Annotated in this window: 21 protein-coding genes and 1 pseudogene; 12 read left to right on the top strand and 10 right to left on the bottom strand. The window is 36.5% G+C overall.

Annotated elements, in window-relative coordinates; all coding sequences use genetic code 11:
• Window positions 1–54 precede the first annotated feature (54 nt).
• The 4 genes from TASI_RS08065 to TASI_RS04910 form a co-directional block, all read right to left on the bottom strand.
• Window positions 55–186, bottom strand: a complete 132-nt coding sequence (locus TASI_RS08065) for a hypothetical protein (protein ID WP_266105238.1) — start codon at window positions 184–186, stop codon at window positions 55–57.
• A 38-nt stretch (window positions 187–224) separates the two neighbouring features.
• Entirely contained in the window at window positions 225–1,001 is a 777-nt protein-coding gene (locus TASI_RS04920) for a PDDEXK family nuclease (protein WP_014111660.1), read from the bottom strand.
• A gap of 219 nt (window positions 1,002–1,220) precedes the next feature.
• A complete protein-coding gene (locus TASI_RS04915; RefSeq protein ID WP_014111659.1) occupies window positions 1,221–1,691 on the bottom strand; it encodes a tetratricopeptide repeat protein in 471 nt (156 codons plus the stop codon).
• Between the two features lie 52 nt (window positions 1,692–1,743).
• Window positions 1,744–2,772 carry a tetratricopeptide repeat protein gene (locus tag TASI_RS04910; protein ID WP_014111658.1) on the bottom strand — a complete coding sequence of 343 codons (1,029 nt, stop codon included), beginning with the start codon at window positions 2,770–2,772 and terminating at the stop codon, window positions 1,744–1,746.
• Window positions 2,773–3,702: 930 nt separating this feature from the next.
• Here TASI_RS04910 and TASI_RS07940 point away from each other — a divergent pair.
• The 7 genes and pseudogenes from TASI_RS07940 to TASI_RS04880 all read left to right on the top strand — a co-directional run bounded on the left by TASI_RS07940 (window position 3,703) and on the right by TASI_RS04880 (window position 10,454).
• Window positions 3,703–3,864, top strand: coding sequence for a hypothetical protein (locus tag TASI_RS07940; RefSeq protein ID WP_187286157.1), 162 nt, complete (start codon window positions 3,703–3,705; stop codon window positions 3,862–3,864).
• Between the two features lie 191 nt (window positions 3,865–4,055).
• A complete protein-coding gene (locus tag TASI_RS04905; protein WP_014111656.1) occupies window positions 4,056–4,655 on the top strand; it encodes a DUF6088 family protein in 600 nt (199 codons plus the stop codon).
• Between the two features lie 2 nt (window positions 4,656–4,657).
• Window positions 4,658–5,659, top strand: a complete 1,002-nt coding sequence (locus TASI_RS04900) for a nucleotidyl transferase AbiEii/AbiGii toxin family protein (protein WP_014111655.1) — start codon at window positions 4,658–4,660, stop codon at window positions 5,657–5,659.
• A gap of 19 nt (window positions 5,660–5,678) precedes the next feature.
• Window positions 5,679–6,712, top strand: a pseudogene (locus TASI_RS04895) (TAXI family TRAP transporter solute-binding subunit).
• 352 nt (window positions 6,713–7,064) lie between these two features.
• A complete protein-coding gene (locus tag TASI_RS04890; RefSeq protein WP_014111654.1) occupies window positions 7,065–7,592 on the top strand; it encodes a GIY-YIG nuclease family protein in 528 nt (175 codons plus the stop codon).
• A 616-nt stretch (window positions 7,593–8,208) separates the two neighbouring features.
• Complete coding sequence (locus tag TASI_RS04885; protein WP_014111652.1) at window positions 8,209–8,502, top strand: nucleotide pyrophosphohydrolase; 294 nt, start codon at window positions 8,209–8,211, stop codon at window positions 8,500–8,502.
• Window positions 8,499–10,454: a DUF2075 domain-containing protein gene (locus TASI_RS04880; protein WP_014111651.1), complete on the top strand. Its 1,956-nt coding sequence runs from the start codon at window positions 8,499–8,501 to the stop codon at window positions 10,452–10,454. Before TASI_RS04885 ends, TASI_RS04880 begins: the two co-directional genes overlap by 4 nt.
• Before the next feature lie 37 nt (window positions 10,455–10,491).
• Here the strand turns inward: TASI_RS04880 and TASI_RS07995 are convergent, their stop codons facing one another.
• The 3 genes from TASI_RS07995 to TASI_RS04870 are packed head-to-tail and all read right to left on the bottom strand — an operon-like array spanning window position 10,492 to window position 12,208.
• The gene (locus tag TASI_RS07995) at window positions 10,492–10,713 is read right to left on the bottom strand and encodes a hypothetical protein (RefSeq protein ID WP_228359731.1); all 222 of its coding nucleotides are present in this window, start codon (window positions 10,711–10,713) and stop codon (window positions 10,492–10,494) included.
• 48 nt (window positions 10,714–10,761) lie between these two features.
• Window positions 10,762–11,973, bottom strand: coding sequence for a sodium:solute symporter family protein (locus TASI_RS04875; protein ID WP_014111650.1), 1,212 nt, complete (start codon window positions 11,971–11,973; stop codon window positions 10,762–10,764).
• Entirely contained in the window at window positions 11,966–12,208 is a 243-nt protein-coding gene (locus TASI_RS04870) for a hypothetical protein (protein ID WP_044978075.1), read from the bottom strand. The genes TASI_RS04875 and TASI_RS04870 overlap by 8 nt, the downstream gene beginning before the upstream one ends.
• Before the next feature lie 127 nt (window positions 12,209–12,335).
• Here TASI_RS04870 and TASI_RS04865 point away from each other — a divergent pair, with 127 nt between their 5' ends.
• The 4 genes from TASI_RS04865 to TASI_RS04845 all read left to right on the top strand — a co-directional run bounded on the left by TASI_RS04865 (window position 12,336) and on the right by TASI_RS04845 (window position 16,835).
• Window positions 12,336–13,835: an AbgT family transporter gene (locus TASI_RS04865; protein ID WP_044978073.1), complete on the top strand. Its 1,500-nt coding sequence runs from the start codon at window positions 12,336–12,338 to the stop codon at window positions 13,833–13,835.
• Between the two features lie 31 nt (window positions 13,836–13,866).
• Complete coding sequence (locus tag TASI_RS04860) at window positions 13,867–14,388, top strand: cysteine hydrolase family protein (protein ID WP_014111648.1); 522 nt, start codon at window positions 13,867–13,869, stop codon at window positions 14,386–14,388.
• 57 nt (window positions 14,389–14,445) lie between these two features.
• Window positions 14,446–15,756: an MFS transporter gene (locus TASI_RS04855; protein ID WP_014111647.1), complete on the top strand. Its 1,311-nt coding sequence runs from the start codon at window positions 14,446–14,448 to the stop codon at window positions 15,754–15,756.
• 266 nt (window positions 15,757–16,022) lie between these two features.
• Window positions 16,023–16,835 (top strand): 2-keto-4-pentenoate hydratase, encoded by an 813-nt coding sequence (locus tag TASI_RS04845; RefSeq protein WP_014111645.1) that lies wholly within the window; start codon window positions 16,023–16,025, stop codon window positions 16,833–16,835.
• 10 nt (window positions 16,836–16,845) lie between these two features.
• Here TASI_RS04845 and TASI_RS04840 read toward each other — a convergent pair whose 3' ends face one another.
• Both TASI_RS04840 and TASI_RS04835 read right to left on the bottom strand, forming a co-directional pair.
• A complete protein-coding gene (locus TASI_RS04840) occupies window positions 16,846–17,361 on the bottom strand; it encodes a hypothetical protein (protein ID WP_014111644.1) in 516 nt (171 codons plus the stop codon).
• A gap of 2 nt (window positions 17,362–17,363) precedes the next feature.
• Complete coding sequence (locus TASI_RS04835) at window positions 17,364–17,594, bottom strand: hypothetical protein (protein ID WP_014111643.1); 231 nt, start codon at window positions 17,592–17,594, stop codon at window positions 17,364–17,366.
• A gap of 156 nt (window positions 17,595–17,750) precedes the next feature.
• Here TASI_RS04835 and TASI_RS04830 point away from each other — a divergent pair, with 156 nt between their 5' ends.
• Window positions 17,751–18,956 (top strand): sodium/glutamate symporter, encoded by a 1,206-nt coding sequence (locus tag TASI_RS04830; RefSeq protein ID WP_014111642.1) that lies wholly within the window; start codon window positions 17,751–17,753, stop codon window positions 18,954–18,956.
• An 82-nt stretch (window positions 18,957–19,038) separates the two neighbouring features.
• Here TASI_RS04830 and TASI_RS04825 read toward each other — a convergent pair whose 3' ends face one another.
• A complete protein-coding gene (locus TASI_RS04825) occupies window positions 19,039–19,512 on the bottom strand; it encodes a type VI secretion system amidase immunity protein Tai4 (RefSeq protein ID WP_013522461.1) in 474 nt (157 codons plus the stop codon).
• Between the last annotated feature and the right edge of the window lie 161 nt (window positions 19,513–19,673).

Below are 19,673 nucleotides of genomic sequence, written 5' to 3'. Positions count from 1 at the left end.
CTCTGAGGGGAAGGGTACAAATTTGATTTATGGGTAAATTCTGTATTTAATTGATCAAGTAAAGTTAATGTTTAAGGCCTTCGCATCCGCAACACTCTTCGAATTTGCGTCGCTCATTGAAAATGCATCGCAGCTCGCATCCGCATCGCACCTATCATCCACACAAACCATCGTCGAAATCCGCAAAGTCCATCGCCTCTTTGCGAATCTCGTGTGGTAAATTCTTATGCTTTGTTGAATGCCTTAAGGATAGAGTTCATTTTTTTAGAAGCTTCTGTCTCTTTTGGTTGTAGGTTGCTAGCAACTTTCTTAGGCTCTTTCACTTCAACATTTTCGCTTGAATTTGATTCTGCTTTCGTCGCATCTGATCTTGCACTCAAGCCGTTTTGAGTAGCGAATAAGGCACTACTTTGAGCGGCATCCACATCAGAAATATTCGGTTTTTGTGTAACGCTATAAGTCACAGCAAGTCCAGAAACCGCACCAGTTGCATTAACTGAAGGAGTAATTTTTACGCGAATATCAAAATAGTCTTGAATTTGTCCTACAGGGAAAATAAAGAATTTTTGAGCTGATTCTGTATCAGATTTTTGAGTAGATACAACATAGCGAATATTTTTGCGTGCCATCGCTTTTTTAAACCACTGAAATAATTGGAATTTATTGATGGCAATGCTCCCGCCTACATTCCCTGACGCTAAATTGCGAAATACTTCTGGTTTAGAAAGATAATTGATAAGACCCTCAAACCATTTTGCTTGAGCTGGCTCTAGCGATTTAGAAAGTTCAAAACTAGTGTTAGTTGAGTTTGGTACAAGTTCAAATTTACCCGATTGAGTATGCGGTAGTTTGCACTCTACATATGAACTTTTGCCGTTAACAAATTTGATATCGCTTACAGAAGAACATCCTCCACCTAAAAGGTCAAAGAATTTTCCGTAAGTTTTGTTTAAATGCTCTGCACATTTACGTTTAAATTGAATGCTGTTTTCGATAGCCATAAATCCCTCCACAAGATAATACAAATTGTATTGTTATAACGTTACACTCTTATTAAAGATAATTTAATTTTCAGAATATTCAGTATGTTACCTTTAATATAAATGCAAAATCATTGCCATATGGGCAGCTAACTCCCGCTCAATTTCATCTAACAAAAGAAAAGGCCATATACGTACTTCGTACATGGCCTTACATCAAATCTTAATTTAAATAATAAATTATTGAAGCTTATCTAACTTAACGCAACTTTCTTTATCTCCTAAATCGCAAGCCTTTTTATACCAAATTTTAGCGGTATCTACATCTTTCTTAACACCACGGCCTTCTTCATAAAGAAGAGCGATATTGTACATAGCTGCAAGTTCGCCTTGATTTGCCGCTGCCTTATACCAAGTCATAGCAGCCGCATAGTCTTGCTTAGTTCCAGTCCCTGTGTCATATAGAAATCCTAAATTTGTTTGAGCGGATCTATCGCCTTGATGAGCAGCTTTTGTATACAATTCAAAAGCCTTTTCTGGATTTTTTTCTACTCCCTTACCGAACTCATATGCTTCGCCCAACTTAAATTGAGAGCGTGCATCCCCCTCAGCTGCCTTCTGCTCTAATGTGGCAATGTCCACGTCTTCAGCCCAGCTTACATTAGATACAGCCAAAGCCATTGCTACACTAATTACTATCTTTTTAATCATCACTTTCTCTCCTGTTAGTGGATTCTTAATATTAAATCTTGAAAGTTACAATTTATGATGCTGTAGCTTTGTTTGCCTCTTTAGCTTTTTTCTCTTCTTCTGCTTTTTTCTTAGCCTCAGATTCCTTTTGAATCTTCTCTTTGACCCTATCTAGTCCTTTGCAAGCAGATTCAAATTTATTGTCACAAGCGAGTTGATACCAAGTAGTTGCGTTTTTGAAATTCTTAGTAGTGCCTTTACCATTCTCATATAAAGCACCTACATTATATTGAGCAATAGGTTCATTTTTCTGAGCTGCTTTTTTGTACCATTCCATGGCCTCATCATAGTCGTGATCAATTCCATCACCTTTCTCATACAAATACCCTAAATTCCTCTGAGCCAGAACATGTCCAGCATTTGCAGCTTTCTCATACCATTGTTTAGCTTTTTTCGCATCCTTATCCGTACCTCGACCAAACTGGTAACATAAGCCTAAATTGAACATAGCGGAAACATTGCCAGCGGTAGCAGCGGTTTCAAATAAATCGCGTGCTTTAGTGGCATTAGGCTCCACGCCCCAGCCTTTCTGATACATGTACCCCAAATTATAAATAGCCTCAGGAAAGCCTTTTGTAGAGGCCTTCTCGAAATTCTCGAAAGCCTTTTTATAATCCTTATCAACGCCTAGGCCCATCAAATACATATACCCCAAATTATTCAAAGCATGAACAAAACCCTGAGCGGCCGATTTCTCGTACCATTGCACGGATTGGGTATAATTTTTAGTAACACCTTCACCCTTAAAATACATATAACCCAGCTCAAACTGATAATGAGCATCTCCCTTATTCGCTCTCTCTTCAATTGGCCCTAGTGGCAATGCACTCGCTTTCTCTCCCCCTTGGCTTGCTGTCGAATTCTGAATTGTGCTCGGATTCGTATTTGTACTTGCTGCAGGGGTGTTGCTTTGATTTGAAAAGCCGTTTTGTAGGCTACTTGCGTTGTTGTTTTGTGCTGAAGCTGGGTTGGTCTGAGCCAAAGAAGGTAGGGCTAGAAAAGCACAAGTAAGAGTGAAAATAGAAGTAAGGAGAGGGTTCATAGTGAGCTCCAAGGGCTTCGGTGTCCTACGGGACTGACAATGTCCCTTCGTCCACCTCCGCTACAGTACCAAGTGGTTACAAGGTATGTTTATTATACAGGAGAGGGAGATAGTTCAACTGGGGAGGTCAAGGGTGTGGAATTTTAAGGGGTGGGGTGAGTTCAGCGGTGTGGCGATTTGGTGAATTAAAGGGTAGGGGCATGTTCATCAGGGGGGCTTCGGTGTTCTTCGGGACTGACAATGTCCCTTCGTCCACCTCCGCTAGGGTACCAAGTGGTTACGGGGTGTGTTTTTAATGGATGTCGGCTAAAGTTCAACAGGGGGGGTCAAGGGTGTGGAATTTTAAGGGGTGGGGGTGAAATTCGTTAGGGGGCGGGTTTGGTGAATTAAAGGGTAGGGGTATGTTCATCAGGGGGGCTTCGGTGTTCTTCGGGACTGACAATGTCCCTTCGTCCACCTCCGCTAGGGTACCAAGTGGTTACGGGGTGGGGTTTTAATGGATATTGGCTAAAGTTCAACTGGGGAGGTCAAGGGTGTGGAATTTTAAGGGGTGGGGTGAGTTCTGCGGGGGACTGTGTGGGTGGTTTAATGGTGGAAGTATGTTCTTAGTGGGGGGCGAAATTATTAAATGGTAATCTAGATATATGTGGATAATGGTTTAAGGGATGTCTTTGTAATGAAGATTAGATCTGGAGTATTAGACGAGTTAATGAAATTCAAATTTTAGTTTTAAATGTTCTTTTTACGTAAATATAAAACACAAAACTGATACGCAATGATTTGCGTTGCACTTTTTCGTCTTATTTGCTGCAATTTAATTTATAAATTCTACGTAAATTAGAAAATACGTAACAGAAAAGATTAAAAAAACTTATATTTAAAGTTGATCCAAATTCGATTTTTGTGCGGCTGCCTATTTTGATCGATGATATGGACAATTTAAACAAGAACTCATCATATATTTATCTGATTATGCCGTGGTCGGTAGTGTTAAGTAGGGATGATATTGAAAAGCTAACTGGATTTGATAAAAGCATAGTTCTTATAGGAATGGAGCGATTAATTGAAGATGATCTAGTAGCTAGAGTTTGAAGAGGCAGAGGCGTCCGTTACTATAAAAAATGATGATAACTCATCTGCAAAGCTAAAACTGAAAATAATTCCCAAAGTTCTTACAAGACTACAGTAGCAGAAAAAATTCTAGAGCAAATAATTTAAGAAAAAATCGGACTATTTTGCACCAAATATTATATAATATTTGGTGCAAATGGAGGATAAATTGTATGAGTTATAAGAAAGAGATAATAGGACGTATAAATAGTTTTGACTCAAAGAAAGTTTTTATAGCAGAAGATTTTTTTGATATTGCAGGATATGAAACGATTCGTAGTACATTAAATCGTCTCGCTAAAGATAACGAGATAGTTCGTATCATGAAGGGGATTTACTATAAACCTAGATTTATTAGGCTTATTAATGAATATGAAGCACCGTCTATCGTTGAAATAGCTAATGCTATTGCGAGAAAATATAATTGGACGATTACTCCATCAGGAAATATAGCTTTAAATTTACTAGGCTTATCTACGCAGGTACCTGCTAAATGGACTTTTATTTCGGATGGACGGTATATTAAATTTAGCCTTGGAAATGTAATTATCGAATTTAAACATAGTAATAATGGGGACATTTCTAATATGTCATCCATGTCTGCTATGGTTATACAGTCCATTAAAGCAATTGGGAAAAATAAGATATCTTCCGAGCATATTGATTTTTTAAAGAAAAAATTATCTTATAAGGAAAAGTCTAATTTGCTATCTGAATGTAAAACCACTAGTGCTTGGGTTTATGGGAATATAAAGAAAATTTGTGTGGCTTAAATATGTTTGAATTTAAGAGAATTTCTAAAAGGGAATTAGAGCAGGTTATTCGAAATGCTTCACTAAAGATAGGAGTTAATGAGGCGGTTCTAGAAAAAGATTATTGGGTATGTTTTCTTCTTAACTATATTTTCTCGGAATCTAGATGGAAATATTCCTTGACATTTAAGGGCGGGACAAGTCTTTCAAAATGTTTTAATTTAATTCATAGATTCTCAGAAGATATCGATCTAATCCTTGATTGGAGAGTTATAGGTTATGGTCTTGATGAACCATGGGAAAAACGCACTAATTCTAAGCAAGATAAATTTAATAAAGATTCGATAAAAAGAACAGAGGAATTTCTCAAATCGGATTTCCTTATTAAGTTAGAGAGCGAATTAAAAAATAGGCTGGATGAGGATTTTCACTTAATAGTGGATGAATTTGATACTCAAACAGTCTTGTTTGAGTATCCAAAGTTATTTAATTCATCATACGTAACACGGTCAGTAAGGCTCGAAATAGGTACTCTTGCTGCTTGGTCACCATCTAAAGTAGTAACAATTGTTCCAGATTTATATAAAATATATCCTATGCTTTTTGAAGGTAAATCGATCGACGTTAAAACTGTTTTACCAGAAAGAACTTTTTGGGAGAAAGTGACTATTCTTCATCAAGAAGCCAACAGACCTAAAGAGATTGAGATGCCAAAAAGATATGCTAGACACTATTATGATGTATATTGTATTGGTAGGTCAGAGTATAAAGATAAAGCGATAAAGGATATTGGGCTGCTTGATAAAGTTGTTCAGTTTAAACAGAAGTTTTATCCCAGAAAATGGGCCAAGTATGAAGAGGCTACTTCAAAAAATATTAGACTTTTACCTGATGAATTTCGTTTAAAAGAAATTGAATATGATTATAAAAATATGACGGAGATGTTTTTCGGAACTTATCCTACTTTTGAGGAATTAATGGATTCAATTTCTCAATTGGAGGAAGAAATTCACAAAATCGAATAAGTATTTATACCCTATTTCTATGAATATAATTACTAAAGCATTATTTCTTTCAATTATTGTACTAACTTCTGCTTGCTCAAACGAAAAATCTTCTACAGCAGAGAAAATTAATAGATCAAAATCTAATACTAATACCATTGAATTTTCTACGTCAGTTGAAAATAAATTGCAGACTAAATTTGTGACCATTGCCACAGGTGGGGCTTCGGGGCCAACAAACATATATGCAACGACATTGGCAAATGAATATGCACGTGTGTATGGGGTAAATTCTAAAACTCAGACTACGGGTGCATCTATTGAGAATCTCAACCTATTTAAGCAAAAGAAGGTTGAGATGGCGTTTCTGATGTCGGATACTTTAATTGAGGCGGTTGTAGGGAAACGTAATTTTTCTGAGCCTATTAAATCAATACGGCAAGTTGCGACACTGTATCCAAATTTTGTGCATATTGTTGTGAGAGCTGATTCTGATATTAAAGAAGTGTCAGACTTAAAGGGAAAACGTGTGTCTGTGGGTGCTCAGAATTCTGCAACTGAAATGAATACTCGTGCAATTTTGAGTTTTTTTAATATCACTTATGATGATATATATGAAGATTATTTGGGATATGCTGAATCTGCAGAGGCATTGCGAGCAGGGCGTGTGGATGGGGCTTTCCTGACTACTGGGATTCCTAATTCATCGTTGATGGACTTGAATCAAACGATGCCGATAAGATTATTAGCATTGTCACCAGAGAAGGTGGATGAGATTGTTAAGGAAGAGACTTACTTTCAAAAAATACGATTCCTGCGGGCACATATGGATCAATCCCAGATGTGCCAACGATTGCGATTTTAAATGCAATGATTGTGCAAGAATCTTTAAGCGATGATGATGTGTATAAGCTTACGAAAACGTTTTTTGATAGCTTACCTAAGCTTCGTGCATCTCATCAATCCGTCAAGGATGTAAATGTAAAGGATGCTCAAAAAGGGCACGTAGCACCTATGCATCCAGGAGCGAAGCGGTACTATGATGAAATTAATGCGAGAGGTGCGGCTGATTGAGCGACAAGGTCTGGGGTTGATTTTTCGGGTGTGGATACTTTTGTTGGGAGTTAAGATTTTTTTGGAGCCTAATAGGCTCTATTTTTCTGCTCTAACCCTGTAATCAGATACGATGACGAAATTAGATAAAAATTTTCTCTTGATTTTCTTTCAAGTTCTTTTTGATTCTCTTCATTTGATTTATCTTTTCTTTTACAGAGTAGATAAGAAGTAAGAAAAGAAAATTTGCATATATAGCTACAACAATATTAAAACCTAATGTAATTAAGAACTATATTATTTAAAAATACCTTTTGTAATACTTTATACTAAACAAATTATTGTTTACAAGTTAGAATTTACACACTGTATCATGCCTAAAAATTTTAAATTGTCTTTTTTAGATAATAAACCTGACGGTTTAATAAGCCTCTCCAGTGCCAATAGTGAAAATATAATATATAAAATTCCTAAAAGTAGGTTGGGTGCCGATTTACAAAAACATAAACATCTTTCCCTTTCTGGTTTTTATATTTTAATTGGATATTTGAATGCAAATGGAGTGATTCCTGCCTATGTTGGTAGGGTTAACGCCGTCGAAAATAATAGTAGATTATTAGGTAGACTGCGTGACCATTTACATAGAGACTGGTGGCACGAGGTATATTTTTTAACTATGATTAATTCTACAATTAATCATACTGAATCTGCTTATCTAGAATTTTTGTTTTATGAGGAATTATCTATTAATGAAAATTTTGATTTGAAAAATAAAAGAAGACATATTCCAAACTTAATTTATGTGATGGACGAAATAGATTATTTAAATGATTCTAAAGATAGGTTTATTGAATTACTTTCAATCCTTGAAAATAAATTTATAAGAAAACTTCAGAAATAGTTCCCATTTCAACAGAGAAACAAAGAAAACCAGCGACTGCTAAACAACTTAGATCAATATTTAATAAAAAGGCATCTCTTAAGAAAAATAAAAAGCATATCCAAGAAGTACTTGATTTTGAACCTAAAGAGAAAAATTCTAAATTTAATGTTTATTTTCAATCTAAAAATTACGACGCCAAATGATTGGTTTCAAATGATGAATTTAGGCACTTAAGAAGTAGTAAACATTCTCATATAGTTAGACCCTACGCTGGTACAAAAGTTCTAAGAAATAGAGAGAGTTATAAAAATATTATTGATTCAAATTATGTTTTAACCCAAGATGTATTATTCGAAACACCTTCAGAAGCTGCTGAATTTGTTTCTGGTGCAAGTAAAGTCCACCTCCGCTGGGGGCCTAGGAGTTAAGGTGTGTTTTTTGCCGGAAAGGGAGATAGTTCAACTGGGTCAGGGACATGAGATACTCACAAAAATTTTCTCTGTATAATTTTCTCTGTATAAATGAGTGATAAAAATTTTGCAAAATAGTTCTGATCTAATAATTTAAATTTTTAAAAAATAAATTAGATTTTACAAATAAAGAATAAGAATCTAAATTTTTCAGAGAGCTTAATATGGAAAATGTACTTAAAGCAATAGACAATTTCAATTCTAAAAGGGATTGGAAAAAATTTCATTCTCCTGAAAATCTTGCTAAATCAATATCTATCGAAGCCGCTGAGTTATTAGAGATCTTCCAATGGAATTCTAAAGTTATCGACGAAGAACATTTAAAAGAAGAACTAGCTGATGTTCTTATCTATTGTTTAGACATGGCATTAAGTTTAAATATTGATCCTGAAAAAATAATATTAGATAAATTAAACAAAAATTCAATCAAATATCCATTAGATGAGAGTCAACTATGATTGTTTATACAGCTGATAAGAATCAATTTCGTTATGATTTTTTAAATGGAAAGCTTATTTCAAGTATACAAAGTGCACTTAGGGCTAATAGGATAGGATACGGTTTATCTGAAATAAGTTCATGGCACTCTTCTTTAAGTTATATGGATAGAGTCATTGAAGATAAGGATATACCAGATAATGCTGGTGTGGCAATCGAGTACGTTATTCCTGGTAATTCAAAAAGGTTAGATTTTCTAATTTCTGGTTATGACCAAAATAATAAGTCTAACTTAGTAATTATTGAGCTAAAGCAGTGGGAAAAAGCAAAAGTAGATCCCTACAAAAAGGATGTAGTAACTACATACGTTGGTGGTGGAGAAAGACAAGTAGCTCATCCTTCCTATCAAGCATACAGTTATGGGAGATTGCTTTACGATTTTTGTGAAGTTGTTAGGTCCAAACCAGTAAATATAAAAACTTGTGCTTTTTTGCATAATTATTTGCTAGAAGAAAATGACCCCATTATTAATCCAGAATATTCTGATGTAATTAATTCATCACCGTTATACGGTTCTACAGATGCTACAAATCTCAGAAACTATATAAAAGATAGCATTAAAAAGGGGGATAATATACAAATAATTCATGATATTGATTCTGGAAAAATACGTCCATCAAAATCCTTGCAAGATTCTATTTCGAGTATGCTCGAAGGCAATGAAGAATTTGTTCTAATTGATGAACAAAAAGTTGCTTTTGAAAGAGCATTAAACCTAGCTGAAAAATGTATTGAAGATGGTAGAAAAAGGACTTTAGTTGTTCAGGGAGGTCCAGGCACTGGGAAATCTGTAGTAGCTATCAGATTATTAGCAGAGTTCATTAATAAAGGGCTAAATACTAGATACATTACCAAGACTTCTGCTACTAGGTATGTGTACCAATCAATATTGATGGGTAATAAAAGAAATATTGGTGTAGGAAATTTATTCGTTTCTTCTGGTTCATTTCATAATGTAGTTAAAGATTATTTAGATGTTGCAATCGTTGATGAATCGCATAGGTTGGTATTGAGGTCAGGAATATTTCAAAACTTGGGAGAGAACCAAGTTCAAGAAATTATTAGAGCTTCAAAATTTAGTGTGTTTTTTATAGACGAAAATCAAATTGTACATGCTAATGATGTTGGGACTATAAAAGAAATAGAAGCTTCATGTCGAAGAGAAAATTCAGAAATTTTTTATGATGAACTACCAACTCAATTTAGATGTAACGGCTCAGATGGCTATTTATCATGGCTGGATGACTTGTTGCAGATTAAGAAAACAGCTAATCCAATTTTTGAAGCGGATTATAACTATGATTTTGATGTGGTTGATAGTCCAAATGAATTGTTTAATTGGGTTAAACAAAAAAACGCCATAAGAAACCGTTCAAGGTTACTGGCTGGATATTGCTGGAATTGGAAATCAAAATCTGATCCTTCAGTTAGTGATATTGTTTTTGATGATTTCGCTATGCAGTGGAATTTTAATAATACTAATACATGGGCTATAGACCCTGAATCTATAGATCAAATTGGATGTATACATACTTCACAGGGTTTGGAATTTGATTATGTAGGTGTAATTATTGGAGATGATTTAAGATTCGAAAATAGTACTGTCATAACTGATTTTGAAAAGCGGGCTAATTCTGACCAATCTCTTCGAGGTTTAAAAACTAAAGCTCGGGAAGAAATCAAAAAATCAACATTTGGTGAGGCTTCTAAAAAAATAGATTCAATTATTAGAAATACATATAGAACTCTTATGACTAGGGGTATGAAAGGCTGTAGGGTTTACTGCACAGATAAAAATCTTGCTAATTACTTTAAGTTTAGGTTGGGTAGATATAAAGCTACAAGTCAAGATGTTTATGAAACACTTAAAGTGGCGGAAAATAAAGTGCCAAAATATATTATTGATGAGTAATCAACCCTCTTGGGGACCTCTTAATCGCCCCCATCAATCATCCAAAGTGTCGTTCGATGATTTCGCTTTTGACGGGTTTGGTGTAGAGGCTCACTATTATTGCCACTATCATTCCTAGTATCCATGAGGTTAGGAGGGAGTCGAGGCCTAGGGCTAGGGGGGTGCCGTCGAGGTTATTTATTTTGGGGTATAGGTAATATCTCTCTGCTATAAATACTCCGCTTAAGACGCCTATGGAGGTGGATCTTTTCCAGTACATGCCTAATACCACGGCGATTGCCCAAACGCCCATTCCTCCGTATGCGAATCAAACGATTTCGAATATTCCTGATGGTTTGTAAATCCCAATTGCTATTCCGCTAATTCCAATAAGTACTGTGACTATGCGTGATAGCTTTAGAATTGTTTCGTTTTTGGCGTTGGGGTTGATGAGTTTTTGGTAGATATCTCGTGTTATGCCGCCTGTTGCGACTACCATAAGTGCTGAGACGGTCGACATGCCTGCTGATACTATTCCTGCGATAAGTATGGATGAGAGTAGGCTTGGTAGGTATTGTTGAATAATGATTGGGACAATGAAGTCGGCGTCATTGCCACTGAGGGAAGCGTTGGAGACGAAGGCGTTTACGCCTGACCATTCGATAAGTGTGGCTGAAATAAACATTCCTATTGTGCCTAAGAGGACTGCACGGAACATAACTGAGTAATTTTTCATCGTGAAAAATTTAGTGAAAAGGGTGGGTTGTGCGATGCTGAAAAATGACCAAAGCACAATCATCGAAACGTAAACGCCATACGTAAATGTGCCATTTGCTCCTGGGTGGGAAAGGCGTGAGGTGCTGTTTTCGGCCATAGTTTTTGTAATTGCTTCGAGGCCGCCACCTGCTTTTAAGGACATGATAAATGTGACTACTGCGGTTGTAAGCATTAGTAATCCTTGCAATACGTCTGTAAGCATGGCACCACGCATTCCTCCAAACATGCAGTAAAGGGTTACTATTGCACCAGTTATTAATGCACCTAACCATTCGGGATAGCCTGTGAATGTTTTAAATATAATTCCAGCACCAACCATTTGGGCACCCATAACTGCAACTAAAAACACAACCATAAGAAGTGCGTGTGACACTCTTAATATGTTTGATTGATATCGGTCGGCTAAGTAATCGGTCATCGTGAGGAATTGGTTTTTCTTTGAAAGCTTCATTATTTTTAAGCCGACTACTAAGGCTGGAATAATCATTGAAAATGCAATTCCAGGGACGGATATGCTTAGGCCTGCGAAGCCTTCTTTATATGCGATTGCAGGTACTCCCATAAATGTGCTGACACTATATTGAGTCGCGAAATAAGCGACACCTGAGACGATTGCACTGGCATTGCCACCCATAATAAGAAAATCTTTCAAGTCTTTTGTTTGTCTTGCAGCCACATAGCCTATGAAGGCCAGCAGCAAAAAATAGACAATCATAATAAGCAAAAATGAAGAGGGAATTGGGTTAATTAGGGACTCAATCATTAGAATCTACCTCTCCGTCAGGTCCGAATTTTTTTAGAAATGTGAGTGCATATAGGGCTATAAGGGAAATAACGAATGTGCCGTAAATTAGCCAAGCGAAAAGGAAAGTTGGTACACCAAACCAGCTAGGGATGTAATTTGTGTTGTAGAAGAAGGGGAAGGGAAGCATTATGAATATGTATGCAAGAGCAAAAACTGCTTTCCACTTTCTATTGAATTTATCTATGTTTTTCATTTTTCTTATTCGTTAAATAAATTCTTCGAAGTATATTTGATTTTTCTAGGGTAAACCCTAACAATTTGTATCGTTTTCTAACAGAAAATAGAAGGGCATTTTTGTTTTTACATGCCTTAGGGTTCTAATGAATAAATTACTCAACTTTATTGAAAGAACGGGGAATAAGCTTCCTCATCCGTTTTTCCTTTTCGTTTGTTTATCTCTGCTCGTCATTGTCGTGACTGCTGTAATGGCTAGCTTTGGTGTTACGGCCGTTAATCCAAAAACTGAGGCGGTGGTTTCTATCAAGAGCTTATTGTCAGCTTCAGGAATTCAATTTATTTTCACAAGCATGGTCGATAACTTTGTTAAGTTTCCACCTCTTGGGATTATTGTTGTTGCGATGTTTGGTATTGGTTTAGCGGATCGGGTTGGGCTCTTACCTGTGCTTATTAGAAGTAGTGTGAGTAAGGTGCCTAAGCCGTTTTTGACTCTTACTGTTTTTATGGTGGGGATAACGGGAAGCATTGCCTCTGATGCGAACTATATCATTCTGATTCCTCTAGTGGCTTTGATTTATCATTCGTTGGGACGACATCCACTTGCGGGTGCTGCAGCGGCTTATGGTGCGGCTGGTGCGGGGTTTGATGTTAGTTTGTTGATTACCACAAGTGATGCTTTATTATCTGGAATTACGACAGATGCGGCTCGCTTGATTGAACCCGATTTTTATGTAAGCCCATTGGATAACTACTACTTTAGTGCGGTTTCTGTAATCATGCTTTCTATTATCGGGACATTGCTTATCGATAAGGTGATTGAGCCTAGGCTTAATAGGACTCTAAAGATTGATGATGATGTGCAGATAGAGCCTCCCCATGAGTTGAGTGATTTGGAGAAGAAGGGCATGCGGAGGTCTTTGTGGGCGGCCTTGATATTTATTGGGCTGCTGCTTGCGTTGGTATTGCCACCTAGCTCACCATTGCGTAATCCAGATGGAGGGCTTGTGCCATCGCCATTCTTGAAGGGGTTTGTGCCTATCCTTTTTGGATTTTTCATGACTATCGGTATTACATACGGTAAGACGGTAGGGCGTATCAAGAAAAATTCGGATATTCCTGCACTTATGGTCGATGCCGTAAAAGAGCTCGCAGTCACTCTCGTTTTGTTCTTTGTAATCTCTCAATTTATCGCTTATTTTAAGTGGTCAAATCTAGGGCAGTACATTGCAATTCAGGGATCGATTTTCTTGGAGACAGCTGAATTTACAGGCTATTCGATGATGGTGGCGTTTGTATTCATGAGTGCTTTGATGAATGTCTTTATGACTAGCGGTTCTGCTCAGTGGTCTCTGATGGCACCGATATTTGTGCCTATGTTGATGCTCGTCGATTATCATCCTGCTTTCACTCTTGCGATGTTTAGAATAGGCGACTCATCTACGAATATTATTTCTCCTATGAGCCCTTATTTTTCCGTGTGTCTTGTGTATATGCAGAAATATAAAAAGGATCTTGGAATTGGTTCGCTTATGTCTATTATGTTCCCTATAGCAACCGCATTCATAATTTCATGGACAATTTTGCTTTTAATTTGGGTGGCCTTAGGTTGGCAGCTAGGCCCTGGATTATTGCCACGTATATAATTATGTCATAGGCGTTATATAGGGGAGTGCCATGAGAAAACTTTTAATCGTAGTAGATTTTCAAAAAGACTTTGTGGACGGTGCTCTAGGCTTTGAAGGAGCTGAAAATTTAGTCGGAATTATTGAGAGTAAGATTCTCGATTACGAAAAAAATGGCTATGATATTCTGTTTACTTTAGACACTCATGGCCCCAACTATTTACAAACAATGGAGGGCAAGTATTTGCCCATTCCACACGTGATCAAAGGCACAGAAGGTCACGAAATCTTTGGCCGTATTCAGGAATATTCTCATCGTCATCCTTGTATAGAGAAGGGTACTTTTGGTTCGGCTAAGCTTATGGATATTCTTCGTGAACGCGAATTTTATGATGAAATTGAGTTATGCGGGCTTGTGAGTAATATCTGTGTGATATCCAATGCTGTTATCGCTAAGGCGGCTAGCCCTGAGAGCCGCATATATGTTGATAGTCGAGCAACTGATTCTTACGATAAAGAGATGCAAAGTAAGTGCTTTGATGTTATGCGAAATTTACATATTGAAGTAATTTAATTTAAAGCGGAATAAGAAATTCTCTTTATGTATAATGCATGATTTTTAGGCCTTAGTATGCAGGCAGTAAAGATCTCTCAATTTTTAAATTCACATAAGCTATTAGCTTTTCAAATCCGAATTTTTCTTTTCACATTTTTCATCGCCTTTTTTGATGGGTATGATACGGCTGCAATCGGGTACATTGCCCCAAGTTTGATAACTGAGTGGGGTATTGAAAAATCGTCTCTTGCTCCAGTATTAAGTGCAGCTTTATTCGGCTTAGCATTAGGTGCAGTTTCTTTTGGGCCGATAGCAGATAGGGTTGGTCGCAGATGGACTCTTATTGTTGCTGTGCTTATATTTGCTGCGGGTGCAATTGTATCGGCATTTTTAACTTCTTTGTATGAGCTTGAAATTCTTCGATTTATCACAGGAATTGGCTTAGGTGCGGCTATGCCTAATGCAGTAACTTTGCTATCCGAGTATTCTCCGCCACAACGCAGTGCCTTTATCGTAAACACTATGTTTTGTGGCTTTCCATTGGGTATTGCTTTAGGTGGTTTTATCGCATCTTGGCTTATTCCATACTATGGCTGGCAGTCTATATTGATTCTAGGTGGTGCTGTTCCTTTGATTTTAGTGTTGCTTATGGTGTTTTTGCTTCCCGAGTCAGTAAACTTCTTGATTGTGAAGGGTGCTCCGAAATCACGTATTCATGTGATTCTTAAGAATATAGATAAAAATTTGAGTGAAGAATCGGAATATGTTGGAGAGGCGGGAGCATTGCCATCAAGCAAAGGAAGAGGTGTTAAGGTCGTATTATCCAAACACTATTTTCTAGGCTCTATTTTGCTATGTTTAACATATTTTATGGGACTCGTTTTATTTTACGGGGTTATCAATTGGATGCCTACTTTATTCCGCGAAATCAATATGTCTCAAGGAACCGCATCCACAGTTACGGGATTATTCGCTGTCGGTGGGCTAGGAGCCATCGGAAGCGGGTGGTTAATGGATAGATATAATCAGCGAAAAATTCTCGCATTAATGTGCTTTTTATCTTTTGTTGGATTCGCATTAATTGGATATGTTGTGCATCAACCATTAGTGATACTAATCTCAGTGATATTGATTTCAGGCGTGATTATGAATACGGCACAGTCTTCATTGCCAGCTTTGGCAGCAGGATTTTTTCCTACAGAAGGACGTACCACAGGCGTTTCATGGATGCTTGGTATTGGTAGATTTGGTGGGATTTTTGGGTCGTTTTTGGTCGCAGCTTTGGTAGATAGGGGATTTAGTGTAGCCGAGATTTTTTATGTTCTTGCGGTGCCAGCTTTGATTCAGGCAATTTGTTTATGGATTAAAAATATAGTGTATAGTTAGAGGGGAAGGAAGTCTCTGCTTTAGTAATGGAGGCGGCTGCGGGGGCATTGTTACAGGAAAAAGCTCATAAAATGGACAACATGCCTACCCTAGGGGCAGAGGACTTTGCATTTTTTTTTCAGGCCATGCCTGGGAGTTTTTTTTCGTTGGCCATGGTCTCTATTCCGAATATCTGCACAACGAAAAATACGATTTTCGAGACGAGAATATAGAAGTAGCGGCAAGTGTTTTTGTACAAGTCGCTAAGCATTATTGTGGGAGATATTATGATCTTTAATGATGAATTTTTTAAGTCATATTCAAGTAAATTATTTGATGCTAAATTTTCTCGTCAGCTGGTAGGATCAATAGAGAAGACATCTGGAATTGATTGGGATAACTTAGATATATTTGAAAGCGAGGACGCAGCCTACAAAATTCAAGAGTATGTTGCTGCTAGGAATCTTCAACATGGTCTCAAAATTGTTGGAAGAAAAATTGGCTTAACTTCAAAGGTGATTCAGAAAAAATTTAATTTCTCTTCTCCGATTTCAGGATTTATTTTTGACAATGATGTATTTGGAACCAATAATACATTTGACCTTAGGTATTGGGAAAATCCATCTATTGAAGGTGAAATAGCGGTTGTTTTAAAGAGAGATTTAAATAACGAGAGAAACACAATTGTTGATATTATTAACGCAATTGATTATGTTCTACCAGCTATAGAGATTGTCGATAGTCGGTATGAAGGTGGAGCTCAGGGTATATACGATATCATCACAGATAATTCATCAAACGCAGGCGTAATACTTGGTGCAAGCCCCGTGCGATTATTTGACGCAGACCTCGAAAATTGCAAAATGAATATGATGTGTGATGGCGATATCGTTTCAAGTGGATTTGGCCGTGATTGTTTAGGTCATCCGCTAAATGCTCTTGTCTGGTTAGCAAATTTTATGGTTGAGCGAGAAAATCCGCTTAAATCAGGGGAATTCATTATTACTGGGGCATTAGGACCTGCGGTTAAGGTTGAAGCAGGTAAAAAATTTACAGTGAGTTTAGATGGAATAGGGGGAGTTTCAGCAAATTTTGAGTGAGGGGTGGTTTTTAATCTAGGGCTTTGCTTTGTAGAATTTTATACATGTCGTGAATAACCTCAATTCCATTAATACGGGATTTAAGAATAATTTTTTCACTTTTAGAAGATTTGGACTTTAGAAGATTTTCTAGTCTACTTTTGTGGCTGGCTATAGATTGCCTAGCTTCATCATATGGGAGTCCGTTTTTTCTATTTTTAGGTTTTTGATAAGCTTCATTTACAATTTTGTAATCGGATTTATTTTTTACACAATTTAAATTTTCATTAATTATTTTCAAATCAAATAATGCCTCCTTTAAGCTACTTTTCATGATTTTAGTGTTAGCATGTTTTTCAAAATCGTTTTTGATTATTTGATATTCATTATTTAGAATTAAACTAATGTCTTTTTCATCTATTGATAAATGCAAAACTTTATTTATAGAACCTCTAACTAAGTCTAAAATTAAAAAAGTTTCTGTGTTTTGCAGTAAGTCGATATATTGGCTTTCAATTAACACTAATGATTGAATACTGTCCTTCATCCTTAATACTTAAATCCCTGTTTATCAAAAAACTCTTCGCCATATACATCTTTGATGTATTTAACATTTCCAGGTGTAAGTTTGACCTTTTTTAACCAACCCCAAAAACTTTCCTTATCATTAGCCTTGATAGCTTCATAAGCCTCGCATAAATAAAGGAATTCCATATTAGGTTTTGGATTAAGAATTTCATGTTTGCGTTCTGCTGATAGATAGCTTTTAGGTTCGTTCATTGTTTTCTCCCTTCATATGTAAAACATAACGCATTTTGATTTTAACTAAAAGAGGTGGGATAAATTTGTCCAGTTAATAATCTAGGGAAATCACGAACTTTTTTTATTAGTTTGCTCTGATATCATTCCTGTAATTTAATAAATAGAGCGAGCAAAATGAGTACATTAAACGTAGGAGTTTTCCAAACTTTAGCCCTAGCAGTAATCAGTATCTATCTTGGTGAGTATCTACTCAAAAAATTTCCAATTTTTAGAAAATACTGTATTCCAGCAGCAGTAGTTGGTGGCTCTCTTATAGCCATCATAACTACAATTCTACATAGTCTAGATTTAATTACGTTTAACTTTGACTATAAAGCGATGAACACATTTTTTTACAACGTATTTTTTGCGGCTATGGGTTTATCAGCTAGCTTAAATCTTTTAAAACGGGGTGGCAAACTTGTTTTAATTTTTTCAATATTAGCGGCTGTATTGGCAGTTCTTCAAAATGTCCTTGCACTATTTGTAGGTGATGCGATGGGTATGAATCCTCTAGTTGCTTTAATGGCAGGATCAACACCATTGACAGGTGGGCACGGTAATTCTGCGAGTTTCGGTCCTGTTGCTGAAAGCATGGGCGGAGTAGGGGCAGTAGAGGTTGCAGTCGCTGCAGCTACATTTGGCCTGGTTGCAGGTTGCATTATGGGTGGTCCTATCGGACGTCGTCTGATTGAGAAACATGGTTTGAAAGCATCGGATAGTGAGATTGTGACGCACACAGATGCTGTTCAAAATTTGGTTAGTCAAAAACGTGCACATACAGCATTTTTTGCTCTATTAATTGCCTGCGGTATTGGTCAAACTTTGTTTTTTATATTTAAAGAACTAATGCCTGATGTAAAACTTCCAATTCACGTAATGAGTATGTTTGGTGGCATCATTGTTCGTTTTGTACTTGATGCAAGAAAGGGAGATCATCAAGCACTTTATGAAAGCATTGATATAGTTGGAGCTATTGCATTGTCGGTATTCGTTTCATTATCGATAATTACTATGAAACTTTGGCAATTAGCCGATCTAGCAATTCCTTTAATTACAATATTGGCTTTGCAATTAGTGCTTATTTATTTCTTTGTAATGTTTATAACTTATCGTATGTGCGGAAAAAACTATGATAGTGCTGTAATTGCGGTAGGGCATACAGGTTTTGGTCTAGGGGCAGTTCCAGTATCCATGGCCACTATGACATCTGTTTGCTCGAAATACGGAAACTCGAAAATCGCTTTTTTTATAGTGCCACTAATTGGCGGATTTATTAGTAATATCACAAATGCTATAGCGATAACATTCTTCCTAAATGTAGCTAAAGGCATGATGTAAAAGTGATATCAAAATAAGTTCCAAAATAAAAACCCAGTTCGTTCGTAGAGCTGGGTTTTTTATCACATGTTAGGCGTTAAATTTAAGGGTTTTGCTTTTTAGCTTCATCTAATAATGTATTTTCCTCTCTAAATGTTTTGTTTGGATGTATAACAAATTTTTTAGTCATTTCTTCTAAATCGTTGCTATGATAAAGGTCTAGACATTTGAAAAAATTCCACTCAATACCTGGGGATTCAGTATCTGCAAATAAATTTGAGTAGTCAAGTGCAAGATATTTTTCAACAAGCTTAGTAGTTTCGATGGGAGCTTTTTCTAGATCAAAATAAGTCCATTCTATTAATGCATGATAACTACTAGCAATATCCCTTGTATATATAGGATTTTTTGGAAATGCTTTTACTAAACATTCAGCTAAAACCATATCTTTAAAATTTTGAGCATATGTACGACTGCCAGCTTTTGGTCCAGTTTTAAGGGTTTCCTGTGAGAATCCATTAGGAATTAATGTCAATTGAAAAAGAAATAGAGTTACTATAGATTGAATAGATTTCATTCAAGTTCCCAAAAGTAAACATAATCAACTATTCGATTGCTTAATGGGTCATGAAAGTAACATTTGTCATAACATGTCTCCCCATCGAAGAGAGTAATGTGACCCCTAGCATCCACCCAATTAGATACAATGAATAAAATAATTCCTTTTTAAAAACCCAG

Origin of the sequence: Taylorella asinigenitalis MCE3 (assembly GCF_000226625.1) — a bacterium.
Taxonomy (GTDB): Bacteria; Pseudomonadota; Gammaproteobacteria; order Burkholderiales; family Burkholderiaceae_B; genus Taylorella; species Taylorella asinigenitalis.
Note: the sequence above shows the minus strand (reverse complement) of the source record. Positions and strands in the feature narration are given on the sequence as shown.